This window comes from Thermodesulfobacteriota bacterium, from assembly GCA_040755095.1.
Taxonomy (GTDB): domain Bacteria; phylum Desulfobacterota; class Desulfobulbia; order Desulfobulbales; family JBFMBH01; genus JBFMBH01.
Genome location: JBFMBH010000083.1, coordinates 1 through 19,253, shown reverse-complemented (window position 1 = coordinate 19,253; position 19,253 = coordinate 1). Strand labels below are relative to the sequence as shown.

Below are 19,253 nucleotides of genomic sequence, written 5' to 3'. Positions count from 1 at the left end.
AAGAATGGCGTCTCGCGGGCGCGAGGTGCATAGCGCGAATGTGGTCGTTGTCCGGCTGATCCGAAAAAAAATGTCGGCCGCGCCCTCCCGAGGACCGTCGGCCGGCGTCTGCTTATCGAATATCCAGAAGTGACCATGCCTGTCCCTGATGAGGAACTGGGGCTGGTGCCTGGGGCGGGGCTCGAACCCGCATGCCCGTGGGGGCGAGGGATTTTAAGTCCCTTGCGTCTACCGGTTTCGCCACCCAGGCTCAAGGACGATGGTGCACCGTATACCGTCTGTCCGGGGATGGCGTCAAGCCCCGGCCTGGCCATGGCGCACAGGCAGCCGTCAGCAGGGGGGCGGACCCTGGGCCAGCATCCCGGCGAGGGTCAGGCGCACCCGGGGCAGGGGCGGGCGATGGGAGCAGGTCAGCTCCTGCTCCAGGCGGGCCAGGCGGCGGTAGAGATCGGTGCGGTCCAGGGGCGGGACCTGGCCGGCTGCACCCTGCTCCTGGAAGCGGAAGCAGCCGGGAAAGGCCAGACGACTGCCGTCCGGCCGGGTGAGGACCGAGGGCACGCCATGCAGGCGGCAGATCATCAGCCGGTGGGCATAGAGGGTGCACAGGCCGGCCTCGTTGGCCGGGCACATGAGCTGGGGGCGCTCGCCCCGGGCGAGGATGATCGGGGTGGCGTCTGCGATCTCCCGGGCCCGGGCCAGGATGGCCTGCCGCCGCTCCGGGGGCTGGGCCGCCAGCCCCTGCCAGGCGTAGGCCCATTCCAGGTAGGTGTGGTGCTGGAAGTAGGAGTCGCAGCAGTTGTCCGGACAGCCGGTGCAGGAGAAGGCCGTGGCCCCGGCGACCCGGTCGTAGGCGGCCTCCATCTCGGCGTACAGGCTGGCCAGCCGGCCGGCGAGATGCGGGGGAAGGGCCATCAGAAGCCGGCTGTGCCCGGAACCCGGGGGAAGGGGATGACGTCGCGGATGTTGGTCATGCCGGTCACCACCTGGACAAGCCGCTCGAAGCCGAGACCGAAGCCGGCGTGGGGCACCGAGCCGAAGCGCCGCAGATCCAGGTACCATTCGTACTCCGGCCGGGGCAGGCCCTGGGCGGCCAGCCTGGCCTCCAGGACCGGCAGGCGCTCCTCCCGCTGGCTGCCGCCAATGATCTCGCCGATGCCCGGCAGAAGGATGTCCACCGCCGCCACCGTGCGGCCGTCGTCGTTGAGCCGCATGTAGAAGGGCTTGATGGCGGCCGGATAATCGGTCACCGCCACCGGGCCGTGCACGATCTCCTCGGTGAGGAAGCGCTCGTGCTCGGCCTTGAGGTCCGCCCCCCAGGCTGCCGGAAACTGGAACGTCTGGCCTGAAGTGGCCAGAAGATCCACCGCCTCGGTGTAGGACAGGCGGGTGAGCGGCCGGGCGAGAAAGCTGTTCAGGCGCTCCGTAAGGCCCGGGGCCAGGAAGCGCTCGAAAAGCTCCAACTCCTCGGCACAGGCGGCAAGCGCCCCGCGGAACAGCTCCGCCAGGAAGGCCTCGGCCAGGTCGATGTCCGCTGCCAGGTCGCAGAAGGCCATCTCCGGCTCCACCATCCAGAATTCCGCCAGGTGCCGGCTGGTGTGGGAATTTTCGGCCCGGAAGGTGGGGCCGAAGGTGTAGACCCGGGACAGGGCCAGGCAGTATGCCTCTGCCTCCAGCTGCCCACTGACCGTGAGAAAGGCGCGGCGGCCGAAGAAGTCCTGGCTGTAATCCACCTGGCCGTCCGGCCGGGGGTGGCCAGCCAGATCCAGGGTGGTGACCTGAAAAAGCTCGCCGGCGCCCTCGCAGTCGCTGGTGCTGATGATGGGGGTGTGGAGGAGGAAGAAGCCCCGCTCCTGGAAGAAGCGGTGCACCAGTGCCGCCAGCCGGCTGCGGACGCGGGCTACTGCCGCCAGGCTGTTGCTGCGGCCCCGGAGATGGGCGACCGAGCGCAAGAATTCCAGGGAGTGGCGCTTTTTCTGCAAGGGATACCGGGCCGGGTCCGTCCAGCCCAGCACCCGGATCGAGCTGGCGACCAGCTCCCGGTCCTGGCCCTGCCCTGGGGACGCGGTAAGCGCGCCCTCCACCTCCAGGGAGCAGCCGGCGCCCAGCCGGCTCACCTCCTGACGGTAGTTGGGCAGACTGGCCGGTGCCACGACCTGCAGGGCCCGCACCGCGGAGCCATCCGTCAGCTCGATGAAGGACAGGCCGGCCTTGGAATCCCGGCGGGTCCGCACCCAGCCGCGGGCCGTGACCACGCTGCCCAGGGGCGCCTCGGTGAGGATCTCGGCAATGCGGGGAGGAAGATCGGCCATGGGGCTCCTGGGAGAGGTGAAGCGGTCAGGCGTGGCGGCCAATATACCCTATTTGCATTCGGCGCGGAATACGCTAAGAAGGACGTGGCGGCCGGCCGCAGCCGGCCCGATCTCCCTTCCGGCAAGGAGCCAAGGTGTGGACCTCGAATTCCTGACCCCGGCCCGTTGTGCCTTTCTGGTGGTGGACATCCAGGAACGGCTGATGGCGGTGATCCATGAACAGGAGCGGGTGGCGAAGAACGCGGTCCTGCTCATCCGGGCGGCCAAGGCCCTGGAGATACCCATCGTGCCCACCACCCAGTACGCCAAGGGCATCGGTCCTCTGGTGCCGCCCGTGGCTGCCGAGCTGCGGGATCTGACCGTCACCGACAAGACCGAGTTCGGCTGCTTCAACAACGTAGCGGTCCGGCAGCGGGTGGGCGGCCTGCCGGCCGGGATCGATACCCTGATCCTGACCGGTGTCGAGAGTCATATCTGCGTCTACCAGACCGCTCTGGGCGCCCGCCAGGCCGGCTACCGGGTCTGGGTCATCGCCGACGCCGTCTCCTCCCGCACCCCGGAGAGCCACCGTCTGGGGCTTGAGCGGATGGCCAGCCTGGGGGTGGTGATCGGCTCCACCGAGATGCTCATCTACGAGCTGCTCCGGCAGGCCGGCACCCCCCAGTTCAAGGCCCTGCTGCCGTTCTTGAAATGAGGGGCGGCCGAAAAGGCGAAGGGGCGGGCTGGTACGCCGCCCCTTCATGATCCGGTCACGGGCGGGCAGGGGCGTCAGGGCTTGGCGAGGGACTGGATATACATCTTGAGGGAGCGCATCTCGACGCTCCGGCCATCGATCTTCTGACCCTCCATGGGGCCGACCAGGCACTTGTTGATGGTCTCCACGAGCTTCGGATGGGCTCCGGCCTTCTCCAGGCCCTTGCCGCCAGCATGGCAGCTGTTGCAGCTCTTGTCGTTCTTGGATCCCCCCAGGGTGGGGTCGTTGAAGAGCCTCTGGCCATAGTCTACCGAGGATTTCTCCTTCTCCTGGGCAATGCCGGGAATGGCGGCGAGAGGCAGAGCGAGGCCGATGGTCAGACCGATGATAAGCGCCTTGCTGTTCATCCGTGGCTTCTCCTTTCGTAGGTTCTGTGTGGGGCTCTTGTTTGGGACAATGGACCGTGACCGGGACGCAAGAGTAATTGTGTGGCAGTGGCCTTGCGATGGTGGCCATTGTATGCAACCGGTTGCCGGCGGGCAATCCTTTTTTTCGGCTGGAGGCGATCGTGCCTGAATCAGGAGCCAGCGAGGGGACGGCGGTCGCCGGCGCCCGGCCGCGGCGGCGGGCCGGACGGCCGCCGGTGGGGATGCCGGCCCAGGATCCGCTGCTGCCGCGGCCGGAGCCGCGGCCGGCCAGCGGTTGGCCGGTGCCCTTCGGGCAGGTGATGCTCATCCTCCTGGTGGTGGCGCTGCTGTCCCGGGCCGGCGGGCCAGGCGGTCACGACCTGGAGGGCGAGGGCCGCCTGGCGGCGATGCTGGAGGCGGTCCTGGTCGAGCCGCCGGCGGTGGGCCCGCCGGCCGCCACCCCGGTGCCGGCCCAGCTCCTGGCCATGGTGCGCCGCGCCCTGGACCAGGAGATGGACGACGAGCGGGCAGCCGTGGAGCTGGTCGCCGGGTCACGGCTGCGCATCGAATTCGATCACGCCTTTCTTTTTGTTGCCGGCTCCGTGGCGCTGAATCCGGCCGGCGACCGGGCCCTGGCCAGGCTGGGACGGGTGCTGGCCGCGGCGGCTGGCCCGGTCCTGGTGGTGGCGCAGGCCGGCGAGCCCCCCCTGGCCATCGAGGCCTGGACCAGCCCCCTGGAGCTGGCGGCCGGCCGGGCCGCCCGGGCGGCGACCGCCACCGGGCTGCCGGCGGGCCGGCTGACCGCAGCGACCCGTGCCGCCGAAGGCATGCCGGCGGGGGGCGGCTTTCTGGAGCTTGCGGTCAGCCTTGATGGAGCAGCCGGCTTCTAACAGAAGGAGGGCAGGCATGAGGGGCAGCGGTTTTTTCGGGGGGCTGGCTGGCGTGGCGCTGGCGGTGGCGGGCCTGTTGTGGGCCGGGCCGCTTTTGGCCGGCATCCTGGTGGTGGTGGGCGGCTCGGCAGCGGCCACCATGATCGCTTTTCCTCCGGAGCGGCTGTGGATCGTCGGCCGGATGCTCCAGACAGCTTACGGCCGCTCCCTCAAGGATGCCGAGGAGATCGTCGGGATCCTGGTGGACCTGTCGGTCAAATCCCGCTTCCGAGGTATCCTCTCCCTGCAGGAGGACGAAGGGGAGACGACGATCCTCTTCCTGCGCCGCGCCCTCTCCCTGCTGGTGGACGGGGTGGCCGCGGAGCATATCCGGGACTTCCTGTCCACCGAGATGTATTTCTTCCGCTTCCGCCGCGAGGAGTCGGAACGGACCCTGCGGGCGGTGGCCGATTTCCTGCCCGCCTTTGGCCTGGTAGGCTGCATCGCCCAGCTGGCCCTGGCCGGCAAGGCCTTTCTGGTGGCCCTCCTGCCGGCGGTCATGGCTCCCATCCTGACCGGCCTTCTTCTGGCCCACCTCCTGGTGCTGCCCGCTGCCAATCGGCTCCGGGAGCGTACCGACCGGGAGCTCCTGCTGCAGAAGATCATCATGGAAGGGGTGCTGGCCATTGCCGCCGAGGTGGACCCCCGGCTTCTGGAGCGCAAGCTCATCTCCTTTCTCACCCCGGCCCAGCGCAGCGCCAACCTGGTCTCGTTGCAGCGGATCCAGGAGCGGTTCCGGATCCGCCCCGAGGGACCGGCCGCCTGAGGCATCTGGCACGGATCGTGCTTTACTATCAGGTCAACGCCAGGGAGGGAATATGGCCACGACCGCATGCCGGAGGTGCCCCATGACCAGACAAGATGTTCTGAGCGTCCTCATGCTGAGTCCCATCTATTTCCGACTCACCCTGCCCGATCGCAAGGTCCTCCTGGAGGAGGTTTGCACCCTCTACGGCCATGATCTCGGCCTGGTGGAGGGCTGGCGGCAGGCGCCGGCCGCCGCCGGCCCCACCACCACCACGCATTGACCACTTGGCCCAGGCTCCGCCTGGGCGTCAAAACCCGCGGCATGGGCATGCCGCGGGGTCAGCAAAGCCAACAGGCCCGCTCCGTCAAACGATCGACGGGGCGGGCCTGTTGGCTTTTCCGGAAAGGTCTGTCCGGAAAAGCGGAAAGCCGCCGGGGGGCCGGAAAAGGGGCTAGCCCTCCAGCATGGACTGGAGCAGGCGGGCTTCGGGCTGGGGGGGGAGGAAGATCTCCAGGTTCTTGTTCCAGCGGCTGACGAAATGCTTGGTGAGCAGCACCCGGAAGAGGTTCTTGAGCTGGGTGACGGTGGTGACGTGCTGGATGAAGTATTCACCGTAGCTGTTGACGGTGATGAGGCTCGACGGGATGGCCTTGGCACCCTTGACCGGCTGCTTGGTCATGTTGACCACCGCCAGGGCCCGGGTGACCCGCTCCGCCTTCACCAGGTCCTCGGCCGCGATCTGGGAGAAGGCCAGGGTGGGGAAGAACTGGAGGATGGCCTGGGTCAGCTGCTGGATATCGGTGAGGTCCAGGAGCGAGTAGTCGGAGGACAGGTGCAGCTCGGTGCGGCTGGAAAGGACGCCGTTGATGGCCATCCAGACCACCAGGGAGATGAGGTTGTCCTCCCGCCGGATGACGTAGTCGATCTTGTCCCGGATCGATTTGCGGTCGTGCTTGCCCTGGAAGGCGTAGAAGATGACCCGGCCCTCCACCTTGGTGATGAGGATCGAGATGTGCTCCTGCTCCATGGCCTGCCGGGACGGGCTCTTGATGTACTCGATCTTGTTGGGCTTCTTTTCGTAGAACGTGAAGAGCTTCCGGCCCAGCACCGAGATGTCCCGCTCGGTGATGGTGATCCCCTCCGCCGCGGCCAGGCTCTGGAAGATCTCCCGCAGGCCCTTGTAGGTGTCGGCCAGATAGGCGTGGATGGTGCCACCCAGCTCCACCAGCTCCCGGTAGCGCCAGCTCCGGTAGGCCAGGTAGTGACCCAGATCCTCGGGCAGGAGATCCCAGCGCTTCATGAGCGCCGTGGTGGCCGGCAGGCCGCTCTTCGGCGCCGCCCGCTTGATCTGGGACTGCATGCCTTCGATGGTCTTCAGGAACAGGCACTTGCGGATGAAGTCCGCCGTCTCCGTCCGGCTCTGCTGCTGGTAGAAGGAAACCACCGAGCGGGCCAGGAGCAGGTACGGGTCCACCTCGGTCAGCTCCAGCACCTCCTGACCCTCCCGGGACAGGAGGTCCGGGAAGGTGACCAGGCACTTGATGCTGTCCGAAAAAAGGGGCAGCTGGCTGGCGGTCTGCTGCAGGAGCACCTCCAGGTAGGCGAACTTGAGCACCGATTTGAAGGGGCTGTCCAGGGCCTTGTTCATCTGCCACAGGCAGGCGCCGAAGATCTCCGCCCGGGGGATGCCGGAAACATAGCCCAGATCCACAAAGGCGCCCGGGTCGAAGCCCGGCTCGGTCTCCATCCTGGCCACACAGGCCCGGTACTGCTGGTCGGAAAGCCCCGGCGGGATCAGCCACCACAGGAGGATTTTGCCCGCCACCAGGATGTGGCTGCGGAAGAGCTCGTCCTTGAGGAGCTGCCTGAGGGCCGAGCCGGCCGATTCTTTCTCGGCGTCGCCGCTGAAGCGGTTCTCCCGGATCTCCGCCGCATCCATGAGAAAGAAGTGCACCTCCGCCCCCTTCTTGGCGCACCACTCCTCGATTCCCTGGCATTTGCGCTCCAGGAAAGCCCTTCCTTCCGTGCCCAGGGCCTGGGCGTCGATGGTCACCCAGTAGTCGCAGTCGGATTTGGTGGTCTGGGCGATGGTGCCGATGGAGCCCACGGTGGCCAGGGAGAGGACGGCCGGCGGCCCGGCGGTCGGGGTCGGCTGGGTGGCGCCGGTAGAGGCACCGGGAAAGGCGCGCCAGAACAGCTCCCGGCTGAGGGACAAGGGGTCAAAGCCGTGCACACCGCAAGGCGCCGCCGGGTCCGCCAGGTAGCCCGGTAGATCCGGATGGTTGGTGTGCAGGAGAAAAGGCACGATCTTGAAGAAAAGGTTGGCCTTGTCCGGATCAAAAGCGATCGCCCGGTCCAGGCGGTTGCGGTTGTACGTGACGTAGCGGGCCAGGCGCTGGGCCAGGGAGACGGGCATGGGCAGCAGCAGTCCTCCAGAAGGCAAGAGGGCGCTCAGGGAAAAAGCGCCCTCGATCTCCTTCAGTATGGCACAAAGAGTCAGAGGGCACAAACGACGCGGGGCGCCAGGCCTCAGGCGCCCCGCAGCCGCTCCGGCCAGAGCAGTCGGTGGAGTTGCACCTGCAGCCGCACCGGCAGGCCGTCGGCCAGGATCCAGTCCCCCAGAAGGCCCGGGGGCAGGGTGTCCGCCACCGGTGACAGGAGCACCGTCGCCCTGGTCCAGAGATGGTGGCGGCGGATGAAGTCCCGCGCCCACTGGTAGTCTGCGTGGTCGGCCAGAACCAGCTTCACCTCGTCTTGCGGCCGCAGCGCCCGGAGATTGGCGAGCAGGAAGGAGCCGGCCATGCCGCTGCCCGGGCATTTCACGTCGACGATCCGCACCACCGGCGCCGGCACCGCTGCGATGGCCAGGCTGCCGTTGGTCTCCAGGAGCACCGTGCAGCCGGCCTCGCCCAGGGCGGCCAGGAGTGGCAGCACCGCCGGCTGCAGCAGCGGCTCACCGCCGGTGATCACCACCAGCCGCCAGGGCTGGGCGTAGACCTCGTCCAGGAGCTGGGCTACGGCAGTGAGCCGGGCGGCCGGCTCCTCGTGGGTGTAGCGGGCGTCGCACCAGCGGCAGCGCAGGTTGCAGCCGGCCAGGCGGATGAAGAAGGCCGGCCAGCCGGCAAAGGAGGTCTCGCCCTGGATGCTGGCAAAGGTCTCGGCGACCGCCAGCGGTTTCTCAGTCGGCACGAAAGGTGACCCCGGAGCTGGGGGTCTCCGAGACGGTGACGCTGGCCAGGCGGTACCGCTCCCCGGCCAGGAGGGGCAACAGTCCCTGGTAGATGTGGACGGCCAGGTTCTCCGAGGAGGGGTTGCGGTGGGTGAAGGCAGGATGGTCGTTGAGATTGCGGTGGTCCAGGTCCGCGAGCACCTGGCCGAGGGCGGCCTTGACGGTCCGGAAATCCACCGCCATGCCCAGGTCATCCAGGCTGTGGGCCAGGACCGCCACCCGCACCTCCCAGTTGTGGCCATGGGGATGCTCGCAGTTGCCCGGATAGTTGCGGAGGTGGTGGCCGGCGGCAAAGCTGGCAGTCACGAAGATCTCGAACATGGGCGGCTCGGCGTTGGCGTTTTTGGGCGAAAGCAGGTATGCTCATCCTCCACTTGCGGCCCCGGCTACCGGCCGGAAGCCCCGCAGCGGTGCTGTGCAATATGCTTCGCCTTTCCCCCGGCCGTCAAGGGCCTTCATCGAGGAGATCCATGGCCTTCATCGCCCCGTTCCGCGGCCTGCGCTTCAATCCGGCCCGGGTGCCCAGCCTGCAGGCGGTGGTGACGCCGCCGTACGACGTCATCGACCCGGCGGCCCAGGCCGCGCTGGCAGCCCAGCATCCGTACAACATGGTGCATCTCGACCTGGACAAGGGCTCGGCCCGGGCCGGCGCGGACCCGGAGCGCTACGTCCGGGCTCGGGACACGTTGGATCGCTGGCAGGCGGACCAGGTGCTGCTCCGGGATGCCCGGCCCGGTCTCTATCCGTACCACATCGATTACACCCATCCCAACGGCCGGCGTCTGACCCGGCGGGGCGTTGTGGCCCTGGTGCGGCTGGCGGAGCTGCATGAGGGTATCGTCCGGCCCCACGAGAGGACCTTCGGCGAGGTCACCTCGGACCGCCTGCGGCTGATGGCCGCCTGCCAGGCCCAGTTCTCGCAAATCTTTTCCTTTTTCAGCGACCCCGGAGGCGAGGTCCTGACCCGCCTGGCGGCTGCCCAGCCGGAGGAGCCCCTGGCCACGGTCCTCGACCGGGATGGCAACCGCCACCGCCTCTGGCAGGTGGCCGACCCTCAGGCCGTCCGCGACATCCACGCCTTCCTGGCCGGCCGGCCGTTGTACATCGCCGACGGGCATCACCGCTACACCACCGCCCTCCAGCTCCGTTCCCAAATCCGGGACCAGGCCGGCCGTCTGGCGGCCGACAGCCCATACAACCACGTGGCCATGTACCTGTGCGCCATGGAGGATCCCGGCCTGGCCGTCCTGCCTACCCATCGCCTGGTGCGGGTGTCGGGTGACCTCGGGGTGGACGAGCTTCTCGCCCGGCTCGCTCCCTGGTTCTCCATCCAGGAGCTTCAGGGCGGCATCCGGGAGACCCTGGTGGCCGAGACCCTGGACCGCATGGACGAGCTCGCTGGCAGCACCACGCTCCTGGGGCTCTACCACCCGGTGGCCGACCGCGCCTTCCTGCTGGGCCTCACCGCCGCCGGCCGGGCCACCCTGGCCCCGGAGCTGCCGCCGGCCTTGCGCGAGCTGGATGTGGTCGTCCTCTCGGAGCTGGTCCTGGGCCAGGCCCTGGGCCTGGATCGCGCCGCCTGCGAGGCCCAGGGCCTGGTGCGCTACTTCAGCGACCCGGACGAGGCCCTGGACGTGGCGGTCAAGGACGGGCAGGGGAACGGCAGCTCGGAGCTGCTCTTTCTCATGAACCCCACCCCCGTGGCCCAGGTGCGACGGGTGGCCGACGCCGGCCTCACCATGCCCCACAAGTCCACCTTCTTCTACCCCAAGATCCTCACCGGGCTGGTCATGAGCACCCTCGATGCCAGGGAGACCATCACCCTGCCCGGCTGATCGCCTGGATGCCGAAGGGATCAGCGCCGACAGACTGTTCGGCGGCCAGCTGATCTGCCGCCAGCCCCGGCGCGGCTACCGCTTCTCCGTGGACGCCGTGCTGCTGGCCCACTTCTGCCAGCCCCGCCGGCGGGACCGGATCCTGGATCTGGGGGCCGGCTGCGGGGTCGTCTCCCTGATCCTGGCCCGGCGCTGGCCAGAGGTACAGCTCCTGGCCCTGGAGCTGCAGCCGGAGCTGGCTGATCTTGCCGCCGCCAACGCGGCCGCCAACGGCTTTGCCTTGCGGCTGGCGGTCCGGTGCGGCGACCTCGCCGCCATCCGCCAGTTGGTCCCCGCCGGCGCCTTCGACCTGGTGGTCACCAACCCCCCCTACCGCCGCCTGGGCAGCGGCCGCCGCAACCCGGTCCCCGGCCAGGAGACCGCCCGCCACGAGACCGAAGCCTCCCTGGCCGCGGTGTTGACCGCCGGCCGCCATGCCCTGCGCACCCGTGGCCGGCTGGCCCTCATCTACCCCGCCGAGCGCCTGGCCGGGCTCCTGGCTGGCCTGGTCGCCCAGCGCCTGGCCCCGAAGCGGCTCCGCACGGTGCACAGCCATCCCGGCGGTGAGGGCCGGCTGGTTCTGGTGGAGGCGGTGAAGGAGGGTGGCGAAGGGCTGCGGGTGCTGCCGCCGCTGGTCATCCGTGACAGGCCGGGTGGGGCCTACTCGCCGGAGGTGGCGGCCTGCTACGCTTCCGGCCCGGGCCTCAGTCTTCCTGATCCCCGGCCCAGCTCATGAGGGTCTCGGCGATCTTTTTGGCCTGAGCGGCGCTGGAGATGGTGAACTTGGACTGCTGGCGGTAGGTGTCGCCGCTCTTGCGGTAGCGGCGGATGCTGTAGCGGTCCGGGCTGAAGGCGTTCTTGGCCTTGTCCCAGTCCTGATACCGGAAGAGGATGGTGGTCCAGGAGCCCTTGGACAGAACCACCTTGTCCAGCTCCCGCACCAGCTCCTGGCCATCCTCCTCGTACTGCATGGTGATCTCGTCGATGGTTGCGGCCATGCTTGTCTCTCCTGTGGATGCCTTGTCTTATCTGGCCGCTGGCCGGAAGACCGGCAGGCGGATCCGGAAGGTGGTGCCCTGGCCTTCCTGGCTTTCCATGCTGAAGGAGCTGCCCGGGTGGGCCTCGACGATCTGGCGGGCGATGCCCAGGCCCAGGCCCGTTCCCCCCTTCTTGGTGGTGTAGAAGGGCGTGAAGACCTTGTCCCGGAGATCGGCGGCGATGCCGCAGCCCTCGTCCGCCACCGTGGCCTCCACCGCATCCCCGAGAAAGCGGGTGGCCAGCTGCAGGCGGCCGCCGTTGACCATGGCCTCCACCGCGTTCTTGGCCAGGTTCAGGAACACCTGCTCCAGGCGCCGGGGGTCGCCGGCCACCGGCAAACAGGCCGGGTCGGTCGTCAGCTCGACCCGGATCCGGTTGCTGCCGCAGTCGGCGGTGAGCAGGGCGACGATCTCGGCCAGGAGGATGTTGACATCCACCGGCCCCGGCTCCAGGGCCATCGGCCGGTAGCTTTCCCGCAGCTCGGCCAGGAGGCGCTCCAGGCGCTCCACCTCCCGGGAGATCACCTGCAGCTTGGCCAGGGAGTCGCCGGGGCTCATCACCTTCTGGAGCTGGCGGGCGAAGCCGCCGATGAGGGTCAGGGGGTTTTTGATCTCGTGGGTGATCTCGGCCACGAACTGGCCGAGGCCGGCCAGCCTTTCTGCCTGGGCCACCCGGTTCCGGAGGGCCTGGGTCTCGGAGAGGTCCCGGATGATGGCGGTGAAGAAGCGGCGGCCATCGGCCCAGGTCTCGGAAAAGGAGATGGAGGCCGGGAAGGTTTCGCCGGACCGGCGCCAGACGGTCATCTCGGTCTCGTGACCCAGCAGGCGGCCGACGCCGGTCTCCAGATAGCGTTGGACCGCCAGGCGGTGGTCCTGGCTGCAGCCCGGGCCCAGGATGAGATTGAGATCCTGGCCCAGGATCTCCAGGCGGGAGACGGAGAAAAGCCGCTCCGCCGCCTTGTTGAAGAACACCACCCGGTGGCTCTCGTCGATGGTGACAAAGGCCTCGTTGGTGTTCTCGACCGCCTGCTGCAGGATGTGGAGGGCGGGCCGTGCCGTGGACTCGTCGGGTGTGGCCATGGGTGCTCGCTGTGGCAAGGTCTGGGACGGTCGCACGCCGTCCGGATTGGGGGAGCGGGCCAGGCAGGCCGCTTCCTGGCAGGCATCATATCCCGGCCGGCCGCCTACGGCAACCGGCCGGCGGTCTTTCTTGACAAGGGCCGGGCCGAGCAAGTAAGTATTCCTATTTTTGACGCGGGTTGGCATCCATGGCGAGCACAGGCAGGGGGGGATGGCGATGAAGGTTCTGGTGATCGGCAGTGGCGGGCGGGAGCATGCCCTGGTCTGGAAGCTGGCGCAAAGCCCGCTGGTCGAGACGATCTTCTGCGCCCCGGGCAATGCCGGCATCGAGCGGCTGGCAACGCTCGTGCCTATCGCCGCCGACGATGTCAAGGGCCTGGCCAGGTTCGCCCAGCGGGAGCGGATCGATCTTACCGTGGTGGGACCGGAGGCGCCCCTCACCATGGGCATCGTCGATCTCTTTGCCGCCCGGGGCCTGGCGATCTTCGGCCCCAGCAAGGCAGCGGCGATGCTGGAGGGCAGCAAGGCCTTTGCCAAGGCCCTCATGGCCAAATACAACATCCCCACCGGCGGCAGCCGGGTGTTCCGGAGCCTGGAAGCCGCGTTGCGGCACGTGGAGCGGGAGCGCCTGCCCATGGTGGTGAAGGCGGACGGGCTGGCTGCCGGCAAAGGGGTGATGGTCTGCCACGACCGACAGGAGGCCCGGGCGGCGGTGCGCCAGATCATGGAGGCCAAGGCCTTCGGCGCGGCCGGCTCCCGCCTGGTGGTGGAGGAGTTTCTACCCGGAGAGGAGGCCTCGTTCCTGGCCTTCACCGATGGCACCACGGTGCTGCCCCTGCCCTCCGCGCAGGACCACAAGGCCATCCTGGAGGGTGATCGGGGGCCCAACACCGGCGGCATGGGCGCCTACTCGCCGGCGCCGGTCCTGACCCCGGCCGTGAGCCAGCGGGTCCTGGACGAGATCATGATCCCCACGGTGCGGGCCATGGCCGCCGAGGGCCACCCGTACAAGGGGGTGCTCTACGCTGGGCTCATGATCAACGGCGATTCGGTCAAGGTCCTGGAGTTCAACTGCCGGTTCGGCGATCCCGAGGCCCAGCCGCTCCTGATGCGTCTGAAGACCGACCTGGCAGCGATCCTGCTCGCCGTGGTGGAGGAGCGCCTGTCCGGGATCGAGCTGGACATCGATCCCCGGCCGGCGGTGTGTGTGGTCATGGCGGCCGGCGGCTATCCCGGCCCCTACCAGAAGGGCAAGCGGATCAGCGGCCTGGCCGAGGCGGGCCGGCTGCCCGATGTCCAGGTCTTCCACGCCGGCACCGCCCGCCGGGGTCGGATCACGGTCACCGCCGGCGGCCGGGTGCTGGGGGTGACCGCCACCGGCGACTCCCTGCGCCAGGCCATCCGCCAGGCCTACGCCGCGGTCGATCTGATCAGCTGGGAGGGCTGCCAGCTGCGGCGGGATATCGGCGCCAAGGCCCTGGCCCGGGAGCGGGCCCATGCGCCCCGGGTGGGCATCGTCCTGGGATCGGACTCGGATCTGCCGGTCATGGAGGCGAGCCTTGCGGTCCTGGCCGAGCTGGACATCCCGTGCGAGATCACCGTCGCCTCGGCCCACCGCAGCCCGGCCCGGGCCGCGGCCTATGCCGGAAGCGCCCGGGAGCGGGGGCTGGCGGTGCTGATCGCTGCGGCCGGCATGGCCGCGCACCTGGCCGGGGTCCTGGCCGCCCACACCACCTTGCCGGTGATCGGCGTGCCCATCGACAGCGGCAGCCTCCAGGGCCTGGATGCCTTGCTGTCCACGGTGCAGATGCCCCCCGGCGTGCCGGTGGCCTGCATGGCCATCGGCAAGGCCGGGGCCAGGAACGCCGCGGTTCTCGCGGCCCAGATCCTGGCGGTGGGGGATGCCTCCCTGGCGGCCCGGCTGGCGGCCGCCAAGGAGGCCATGGCGCAGGCGGTGGCCGCCAAAGCCGCCCAGGTTGCGGCCCGCGCCCTGGGCCCGCCGCCGGGCCCATGAGCGGCCAGCCGGTGCTGGCGGCCGCAGCCCGCATCCTGGCCGCCGGCGGCCTGGTGGCCTATCCCACCGAGACGTACTACGGCCTGGCGGCCGACCCCTGGCAGCCGGCAGCCCTGGAGCGGCTGTTCACCCTCAAGGCCCGGCCAGCCGCCAAGCCCATCCTGACCATCATCGCCGAGGCGGAGCAGATCGCTCTCTTGGCCAGCGCGGTGCCGGAGCCCTTCCGGCCGCTCATGGCCGCCTTCTGGCCCGGTCCCCTGACCCTGCTCTTCCCGGTCCGGCCGGAACTGCCGGCCGCCCTGACCGCTGGCACCGGTACCGTGGGGATCCGCCTGTCCAGCCATCCCCTGGCCCGGAGTCTGGCCGCTGCCTGCGGCGGCCCGATCACCGCCACCAGCGCCAACCGTACCGGCCAGCCGGCCGCGGCCTCGGCCGCCGAGGTGCGGGCTGCCTTCCCGGACGGCCTGGACCTCGTTCTCGACGGCGGCCCCACCCCCGGCGGCGCCGGCTCCACCGTGGTGGGCCTGGCTGCCGGCCGCCTGCAGGTGGTGCGCCCCGGGGTGATCCCGGCAGCGGCGGTTCTGGGCCGTGGCGGCCAGGCGGCGCCGGGTGGCCTGTGGGAGCCATAGAAGCATAGGACCAATAGGACTCAGGGGACCTATGGGACTGACCCCATAGGTCCTATAGGTCCCATAGGTCCTATGGCCCGCGGCGGCGCCACGGGCTCCCCGACCCCCGCAGACTCAGCCAGCCTCCAGGGCCTGGGCCAGCCGGGTCAGGCGCTCCGGCCAATCGTGGCCCTGGGCGGTCAGGATCGCCTGGCGGCCTCCCCCCTCCTGGTAGCGCAGCTCGATCTCCAGCCGCTCGGGCGGCAGCAGGGAGCCCAGGCGCTCGGACCACTCCACCACCACCACCGCGGTGCTGTTCAGGTAGTCGGGCACGCCGGTTGCCACAATGGCCGCCTCGCTTTCCAGACGATAGAGGTCGATATGCACCAGGGGCAGGCGGCCCGGGTATTCGTGGATGATGGCAAAGGTGGGACTGGTGATCGGGCAGGAGGCCGGCACACCGAGGGCGGCGCCCAGGTGCTGGGTGAGGCAGGTCTTGCCTGCCCCCAGGTCGCCTTTCAGGGCCACCAGATCGCCGGGCCTGACCAGGGCGGCCAGGGCGGCGCCCAGGCGGGCGGTGTCGGCGGCGCCGGCCAGGGGCAGGCGCAGGGTGGCCATGGACTAGGAGCCGGCGGGCCGCGCCAGGGTGCGGATGATGTCGGCCTTGCCGATCACCCCCACCAGGCGTCCGGCCTTGGTCACCGGCAGGGTGTGGAGCCGGCGCTCGGCCATGATGGTGGCCACCTCCTCCAGAGAGGTCTCCCCGTCCACGGTCACCGGATGGCGGGTCATGATGTCCGCCACCGTGCTGGCAGTCAGCTTGCGCCACTCGCTCTCCAGCTTGCTTGGCCGCTCCAGGACCAGAAAGGCATCCAGGAGCGTCACCACGGTGGGCAGGTGCACCTTCTTCGCCCGGTCCACCAGATCGCTCTCGGTCACCACCCCAAGAAGCTGGCCGTCGGCGTCCACTACCGGCGCGCCGCTGATCCTTTTTTCCCAGAGGACGGCGGCCAGGCGCTCAATGGGCAGGTCCGGGCTCACGGTGATGGGCTGGGGGGTCATGATCTCCCGTGCGGTTGGCATGCTGGATCTCCGTGACAAAGGATGAAGGGGTGGGCGGGACGCTCGACCGGGATGATAGCGGAATCCGCTGTCTCCGGCAAGGTGCACCGGCCAGGGGCTTTCGTTTGACGCCCCGGCGGCGCCTCCGTTATGCTTGGGGACAGCGGCAGGGCGGAGGCGCCGCTGCCCTGCCGCGGGAGCAGCCATGAGCCGCGAGCCTGCCTTTGCCCTGTCCCGGGAGCCCTTCGGCAACCACCCGGACCCCGAGCTGTTCTACCCCGCCCCCGGCCAGGTGGCCGTGCTGCAGGATCTGGAGCTCCATCTGCGGCTGCGCCGGGGGCTGGCGGTGGTCCTGGGCCCGGTGGGGGTCGGCAAGACCACCGTCTGCCGGCGGCTTCTCCGGGACCTTGACCGGGACGGTCCGGCCATGGCTGTCCACCTGCTCGCCGAGCCGAGCGCTGCCTCGCCCCGGGCCTTTCTCGACGCGGTGGCGCGTGCCTTCGGCCTGCCGCCATTGGCTGGCGGCCTGCCGGACCGGGCGGTGAAGGAGCAGCTCAAGGACTGGCTCTTTCAGGAGGCGGTGAGTCTGGACCGGACGGTCGCCCTGGTCATCGACGACGGCCAGCGGCTGCCCGGCTTCGGGCTGGAGATCCTGCGGGAGCTCCTCAACTACGAGACCAACGAGGCCAAGCTGCTGCAGATCGTGGTCTTTGCCCAGGAGGCCTTGGGCCATGTCCTCCGGGAGCGGGCCAATCTCACCGACCGCATCGCCTGCCTGCACCACCTTTCCCCCCTGGGGCCCCTGGATACGGTGCGGCTGATCCGCTTCCGCCTGGCACGCGCCGGCGGCGAGGACCCGTCCCGGATCGGGCTGCTGCCCGCCCTGGCGGTGTGGTGGCTGTCCGGTGGCGTGCCGCGCCAGGTGGTCACCCTTTGTGACCGGGTGCTGCTGGTGCTGGCGGTGCAAGACGCCGAGCAGGCTTCCCTGGCCGCGGTCCTGGCCTGTGGCCGCCGGCTGGCCATGCCGCTCATCCGGCCCCGGCCGGCCTTGGCCCTGGTCCTGGTCCTGGTCCTGGTCCTGATCCTGGCCCTGGGCGGGCTGGCCGTCCTGACGGCGGGGCAGCTGGTGGTCCGCCAGGCCGCGCCGCCCAGCCACCCTGGCCCGTCGCCGGTGGCCGCCCCACGGCAACCGGCGCTGCCGGCCCCGGCCCCGGCTCCTTCCCCGGTCACCACCACGGCCGGGACGGTCGTCCCGCCCGGCCCGGTGGCGCCCCCGGCCCTGCCAGCGGAGCTGGGGGTGCTGGAGCTGGAGGCGGGGGACATTCTGTCCAAGATGATCGCCCGGGTGTACGGCCGGTTCACCCCGGCCCATCTGGCCCTGGTGCGGCAGGCCAATCCGCAGATCGCCGACAGCGGCCGGCTCAAGAGCGGCACCCCGGTGCACCTGCCGGCCAAGCCGCCCCTGCCGCCGGCGCCGGGGGTCTTCCGGCTGCAGGTGGCCGCGGCCTCGGACCTGGCCACGGCCTACCGCTTTCTCCGCGCCTACCCCGAATCCGCTCCCCCGCTGGCGCTGGTGCCCCAGCCCGGCGCCGGTGGCGGCTGGACCTTCCTGGTCTGGCTGGAGGCGGCCTTTCCCGACGGTCCGGCCGCCGAGGCGGCCCGGCAACAGCTGCCCGACCTCTACCGCGCCAGCGCCGTTGTCCTTCCCCCGGCCCCGGCCACTTCCCCCGCCAGCTGAGTCAGGGGGGCGCCGGCTCGGCCAGGATCTCCGGATACACCGGCAGCACCTGGAAGATGGCGAACCCCTCGCCCAAAGGCACCACCTGGCTGAGGCCATAGGCCGGCAGGTCGGCCACCGCCGCAGCCACCGCCGGCGGCAGGGTCAGCCTGGCCAGGGGGCCGAGATGGCCACCATTGCGGCTCCAGGGCGCCGGGGTCACCTCCTCGGTCAGGTGGCCGAGATCGTCCCCGCGCTCCAGGATACGCTGCCGCAGCTCCTCGGCCTGGCCCCGCTCCCGCACCAGCAGGCGCCGCAGATGCGGCTCGCCGGCGCCGGCCTCTGGCCAGCCGGCGGCCTCCGGCCAGCCGGCTATGAGCGCGTCGAGGCCGCGGCCGCCAGCATAGCCCAGGGCCTTGGCCGCCAGGGCGCATTTGCCGGCCAGGTCGGCGCGCCCGCTCTGGCTGTGAAGCAGCCCCAGGTTGAAATAGACCTCGGCCAGGCCGGGGTTGAGGCGCAGGGCCTGGCGGTAGGCGGCCATGGCCTCGGCCTTCTCCTGCCTGCCCTGGAGGATGATGCCCCGCTTGGCGTGCTTCAGGGCATCCTCCGGATCCAGGCGGATGGCCTCGGCCAGGGCGGCCAGGGCCTCCTCTTCCTGGCCGGCCCGGGCCAGGACCACAGCCAGGTTCTCGTGGATGGCCGGGTTGTCCGCATCGAGGGCCAGGGCGGCCCGGAGCTCGGCGGCGGCCTCGGCCAGGCGGCTGTTGGCGGCAAGGCTTAGGCCCGCGGCCACATGCCGCCGCGCCAAGGCGTCCGGCGGGCCGGCGGGGGGCCTTGGGCCGGCAGCGGGCACCGGCGGCGGCTCGGCCCCGGAGTCCAGGGCAGCCAGGGCCTGGCGGGCGGTGTCGTTCCCCTGGGCCGCCGCCTTTTCCAGCCAGGCCCGGGCCTGGTCCAGGTCCTGCTCCACCCCCTGGCCGTTGGCGTAGACGATCCCCAGGTTGGTCTGGGCGGTGTGGTCTCCCTGCACGGCGGCCAGGCGGAACCACTCGGCAGCCGCCACCGGATCCCGCTCCACCCCCTGGCCGGTGGAGTAGAAGACCCCCAGGTTGTTCTGCGCCCTGACCTGACCCTGGCGGGCCGCCTTGTCCAGCCACAGCGCTGCCTGGGCCAGGTCGCGCTCCACCCCTTGACCGTTGGCGTACATGAGCCCCAGGTTGTTCTGGGCGTTGCGGTCCCCGGCCTCGGCGCAGGCCTGCCAGAGGGCAAAGGCGGCCTGGAGATCCCGCTCCACCCCCAGGCCATGGAAGTGGAGGTAGGCCAGGTTGTTTTTGGCATCCAGGGAGCCCTGCTCCGCGGCCCGGGAGAACCAGCGGAAGGCCTGGACATCGTCCTTGTCCACCCACTGGCCCCGGGTGTAGAGCACCCCCAGGTTGTTCTGGGCCTCGGCGCTGCCCCGGGCCGCCTGCTCCCGGATAGCCGCCAGATCAGGACCGCTGTCCGGCACCGGCGGGCCTGGTGGCGCAGCAGCCGGCCCGCCGGCGCCGG

The 19,253-nt window shown here is 70.2% G+C and carries 20 protein-coding genes and 1 tRNA gene; 9 read left to right on the top strand and 12 right to left on the bottom strand.

Annotated features, from left to right (window positions below; translation table 11 throughout):
- Positions 1 to 163 precede the first annotated feature (163 nt).
- The 3 genes from AB1634_12685 to asnS form a co-directional block, all read right to left on the bottom strand.
- Positions 164 to 250 (bottom strand) — tRNA-Leu (locus AB1634_12685).
- A gap of 80 nt (positions 251 to 330) precedes the next feature.
- The gene (locus tag AB1634_12680; GenBank protein ID MEW6220373.1) at positions 331 to 912 is read right to left on the bottom strand and encodes a hypothetical protein; all 582 of its coding nucleotides are present in this window, start codon (positions 910 to 912) and stop codon (positions 331 to 333) included.
- Entirely contained in the window at positions 912 to 2,309 is a 1,398-nt protein-coding gene (gene asnS, locus AB1634_12675) for an asparagine--tRNA ligase (protein MEW6220372.1), read from the bottom strand. Before asnS ends, AB1634_12680 begins: the two co-directional genes overlap by 1 nt.
- 136 nt (positions 2,310 to 2,445) lie before the next feature.
- Here asnS and AB1634_12670 point away from each other — a divergent pair, with 136 nt between their 5' ends.
- On the top strand, positions 2,446 to 3,003 hold the full coding sequence (locus tag AB1634_12670) for a hydrolase (protein ID MEW6220371.1): 558 nt from the start codon (positions 2,446 to 2,448) through the stop codon (positions 3,001 to 3,003).
- A 74-nt stretch (positions 3,004 to 3,077) separates the two neighbouring features.
- On the opposite strand, the gene AB1634_12665 is transcribed toward AB1634_12670, so the two are convergent.
- Complete coding sequence (locus tag AB1634_12665) at positions 3,078 to 3,410, bottom strand: cytochrome C (protein MEW6220370.1); 333 nt, start codon at positions 3,408 to 3,410, stop codon at positions 3,078 to 3,080.
- Between the two features lie 161 nt (positions 3,411 to 3,571).
- On the opposite strand from AB1634_12665, the gene AB1634_12660 reads away from it, so the two are divergent.
- The 3 genes from AB1634_12660 to AB1634_12650 all read left to right on the top strand — a co-directional run bounded on the left by AB1634_12660 (position 3,572) and on the right by AB1634_12650 (position 5,367).
- Positions 3,572 to 4,300 (top strand): hypothetical protein, encoded by a 729-nt coding sequence (locus tag AB1634_12660; GenBank protein ID MEW6220369.1) that lies wholly within the window; start codon positions 3,572 to 3,574, stop codon positions 4,298 to 4,300.
- A gap of 16 nt (positions 4,301 to 4,316) precedes the next feature.
- Entirely contained in the window at positions 4,317 to 5,105 is a 789-nt protein-coding gene (locus AB1634_12655) for a MotA/TolQ/ExbB proton channel family protein (protein ID MEW6220368.1), read from the top strand.
- 82 nt (positions 5,106 to 5,187) lie between these two features.
- Positions 5,188 to 5,367 (top strand): hypothetical protein, encoded by a 180-nt coding sequence (locus AB1634_12650; GenBank protein ID MEW6220367.1) that lies wholly within the window; start codon positions 5,188 to 5,190, stop codon positions 5,365 to 5,367.
- A 171-nt stretch (positions 5,368 to 5,538) separates the two neighbouring features.
- Here the strand turns inward: AB1634_12650 and AB1634_12645 are convergent, their stop codons facing one another.
- The 3 genes from AB1634_12645 to queD all read right to left on the bottom strand — a co-directional run bounded on the left by AB1634_12645 (position 5,539) and on the right by queD (position 8,637).
- Entirely contained in the window at positions 5,539 to 7,503 is a 1,965-nt protein-coding gene (locus AB1634_12645; GenBank protein ID MEW6220366.1) for a class I adenylate cyclase, read from the bottom strand.
- Between the two features lie 113 nt (positions 7,504 to 7,616).
- Positions 7,617 to 8,276, bottom strand: a complete 660-nt coding sequence (locus tag AB1634_12640; GenBank protein ID MEW6220365.1) for a radical SAM protein — start codon at positions 8,274 to 8,276, stop codon at positions 7,617 to 7,619.
- Positions 8,266 to 8,637: a 6-carboxytetrahydropterin synthase QueD gene (gene queD / locus AB1634_12635; protein MEW6220364.1), complete on the bottom strand. Its 372-nt coding sequence runs from the start codon at positions 8,635 to 8,637 to the stop codon at positions 8,266 to 8,268. Before queD ends, AB1634_12640 begins: the two co-directional genes overlap by 11 nt.
- 149 nt (positions 8,638 to 8,786) lie before the next feature.
- On the opposite strand from queD, the gene AB1634_12630 reads away from it, so the two are divergent.
- The gene (locus AB1634_12630) at positions 8,787 to 10,151 is read left to right on the top strand and encodes a DUF1015 domain-containing protein (protein ID MEW6220363.1); all 1,365 of its coding nucleotides are present in this window, start codon (positions 8,787 to 8,789) and stop codon (positions 10,149 to 10,151) included.
- The gene (locus tag AB1634_12625) at positions 10,120 to 10,926 is read left to right on the top strand and encodes a methyltransferase (GenBank protein ID MEW6220362.1); all 807 of its coding nucleotides are present in this window, start codon (positions 10,120 to 10,122) and stop codon (positions 10,924 to 10,926) included. Before AB1634_12630 ends, AB1634_12625 begins: the two co-directional genes overlap by 32 nt.
- Here AB1634_12625 and AB1634_12620 read toward each other — a convergent pair.
- Together AB1634_12620 and AB1634_12615 are read right to left on the bottom strand one after the other, a co-directional pair.
- A complete protein-coding gene (locus AB1634_12620) occupies positions 10,895 to 11,188 on the bottom strand; it encodes a hypothetical protein (protein MEW6220361.1) in 294 nt (97 codons plus the stop codon). The genes AB1634_12625 and AB1634_12620 overlap by 32 nt on opposite strands.
- A 27-nt stretch (positions 11,189 to 11,215) precedes the next feature.
- Positions 11,216 to 12,307 carry an ATP-binding protein gene (locus AB1634_12615; GenBank protein MEW6220360.1) on the bottom strand — a complete coding sequence of 364 codons (1,092 nt, stop codon included), beginning with the start codon at positions 12,305 to 12,307 and terminating at the stop codon, positions 11,216 to 11,218.
- Positions 12,308 to 12,524: 217 nt separating this feature from the next.
- Here AB1634_12615 and purD point away from each other — a divergent pair, with 217 nt between their 5' ends.
- Together purD and AB1634_12605 are read left to right on the top strand one after the other, a co-directional pair.
- Positions 12,525 to 14,321, top strand: coding sequence for a phosphoribosylamine--glycine ligase (gene purD / locus AB1634_12610; protein ID MEW6220359.1), 1,797 nt, complete (start codon positions 12,525 to 12,527; stop codon positions 14,319 to 14,321).
- Positions 14,318 to 14,950, top strand: a complete 633-nt coding sequence (locus AB1634_12605; GenBank protein MEW6220358.1) for an L-threonylcarbamoyladenylate synthase — start codon at positions 14,318 to 14,320, stop codon at positions 14,948 to 14,950. Before purD ends, AB1634_12605 begins: the two co-directional genes overlap by 4 nt.
- A gap of 114 nt (positions 14,951 to 15,064) precedes the next feature.
- On the opposite strand, the gene tsaE is transcribed toward AB1634_12605, so the two are convergent.
- Complete coding sequence (gene tsaE, locus AB1634_12600) at positions 15,065 to 15,547, bottom strand: tRNA (adenosine(37)-N6)-threonylcarbamoyltransferase complex ATPase subunit type 1 TsaE (GenBank protein ID MEW6220357.1); 483 nt, start codon at positions 15,545 to 15,547, stop codon at positions 15,065 to 15,067.
- 3 nt (positions 15,548 to 15,550) lie between these two features.
- On the bottom strand, positions 15,551 to 16,012 hold the full coding sequence (locus AB1634_12595; GenBank protein ID MEW6220356.1) for a CBS domain-containing protein: 462 nt from the start codon (positions 16,010 to 16,012) through the stop codon (positions 15,551 to 15,553).
- A gap of 184 nt (positions 16,013 to 16,196) precedes the next feature.
- On the opposite strand from AB1634_12595, the gene AB1634_12590 reads away from it, so the two are divergent.
- A complete protein-coding gene (locus tag AB1634_12590; protein MEW6220355.1) occupies positions 16,197 to 17,729 on the top strand; it encodes an AAA family ATPase in 1,533 nt (510 codons plus the stop codon).
- A gap of 1 nt (position 17,730) precedes the next feature.
- Here AB1634_12590 and AB1634_12585 read toward each other — a convergent pair.
- Positions 17,731 to 19,253 (bottom strand): tetratricopeptide repeat protein (locus AB1634_12585; GenBank protein ID MEW6220354.1); only part of this gene is annotated, 1,523 nt, incomplete at its 5' end.

Excerpts from the sequence above, each read along its gene's own strand:
- AB1634_12655 (MEW6220368.1), top strand. The coding sequence starts at position 4,317 with ATGAGGGGCAGCGGTTTTTTCGGGGGGCTGGCTGGCGTGGCGCTGGCG.
- AB1634_12620 (MEW6220361.1), bottom strand. The coding sequence starts at position 11,188 with ATGGCCGCAACCATCGACGAGATCACCATGCAGTACGAGGAGGATGGC.
- AB1634_12615 (MEW6220360.1), bottom strand. The coding sequence starts at position 12,307 with ATGGCCACACCCGACGAGTCCACGGCACGGCCCGCCCTCCACATCCTG.
- AB1634_12590 (MEW6220355.1), top strand. The coding sequence starts at position 16,197 with ATGAGCCGCGAGCCTGCCTTTGCCCTGTCCCGGGAGCCCTTCGGCAAC.
- AB1634_12680 (MEW6220373.1), bottom strand. The coding sequence starts at position 912 with ATGGCCCTTCCCCCGCATCTCGCCGGCCGGCTGGCCAGCCTGTACGCC.
- AB1634_12645 (MEW6220366.1), bottom strand. The coding sequence starts at position 7,503 with ATGCCCGTCTCCCTGGCCCAGCGCCTGGCCCGCTACGTCACGTACAAC.
- AB1634_12650 (MEW6220367.1), top strand. The coding sequence starts at position 5,188 with ATGACCAGACAAGATGTTCTGAGCGTCCTCATGCTGAGTCCCATCTAT.
- AB1634_12630 (MEW6220363.1), top strand. The coding sequence starts at position 8,787 with ATGGCCTTCATCGCCCCGTTCCGCGGCCTGCGCTTCAATCCGGCCCGG.
- AB1634_12605 (MEW6220358.1), top strand. The coding sequence starts at position 14,318 with ATGAGCGGCCAGCCGGTGCTGGCGGCCGCAGCCCGCATCCTGGCCGCC.
- AB1634_12665 (MEW6220370.1), bottom strand. The coding sequence starts at position 3,410 with ATGAACAGCAAGGCGCTTATCATCGGTCTGACCATCGGCCTCGCTCTG.
- asnS (MEW6220372.1), bottom strand. The coding sequence starts at position 2,309 with ATGGCCGATCTTCCTCCCCGCATTGCCGAGATCCTCACCGAGGCGCCC.
- AB1634_12625 (MEW6220362.1), top strand. The coding sequence starts at position 10,120 with ATGCCAGGGAGACCATCACCCTGCCCGGCTGATCGCCTGGATGCCGAA.
- AB1634_12595 (MEW6220356.1), bottom strand. The coding sequence starts at position 16,012 with ATGCCAACCGCACGGGAGATCATGACCCCCCAGCCCATCACCGTGAGC.
- purD (MEW6220359.1), top strand. The coding sequence starts at position 12,525 with ATGAAGGTTCTGGTGATCGGCAGTGGCGGGCGGGAGCATGCCCTGGTC.
- tsaE (MEW6220357.1), bottom strand. The coding sequence starts at position 15,547 with ATGGCCACCCTGCGCCTGCCCCTGGCCGGCGCCGCCGACACCGCCCGC.
- queD (MEW6220364.1), bottom strand. The coding sequence starts at position 8,637 with ATGTTCGAGATCTTCGTGACTGCCAGCTTTGCCGCCGGCCACCACCTC.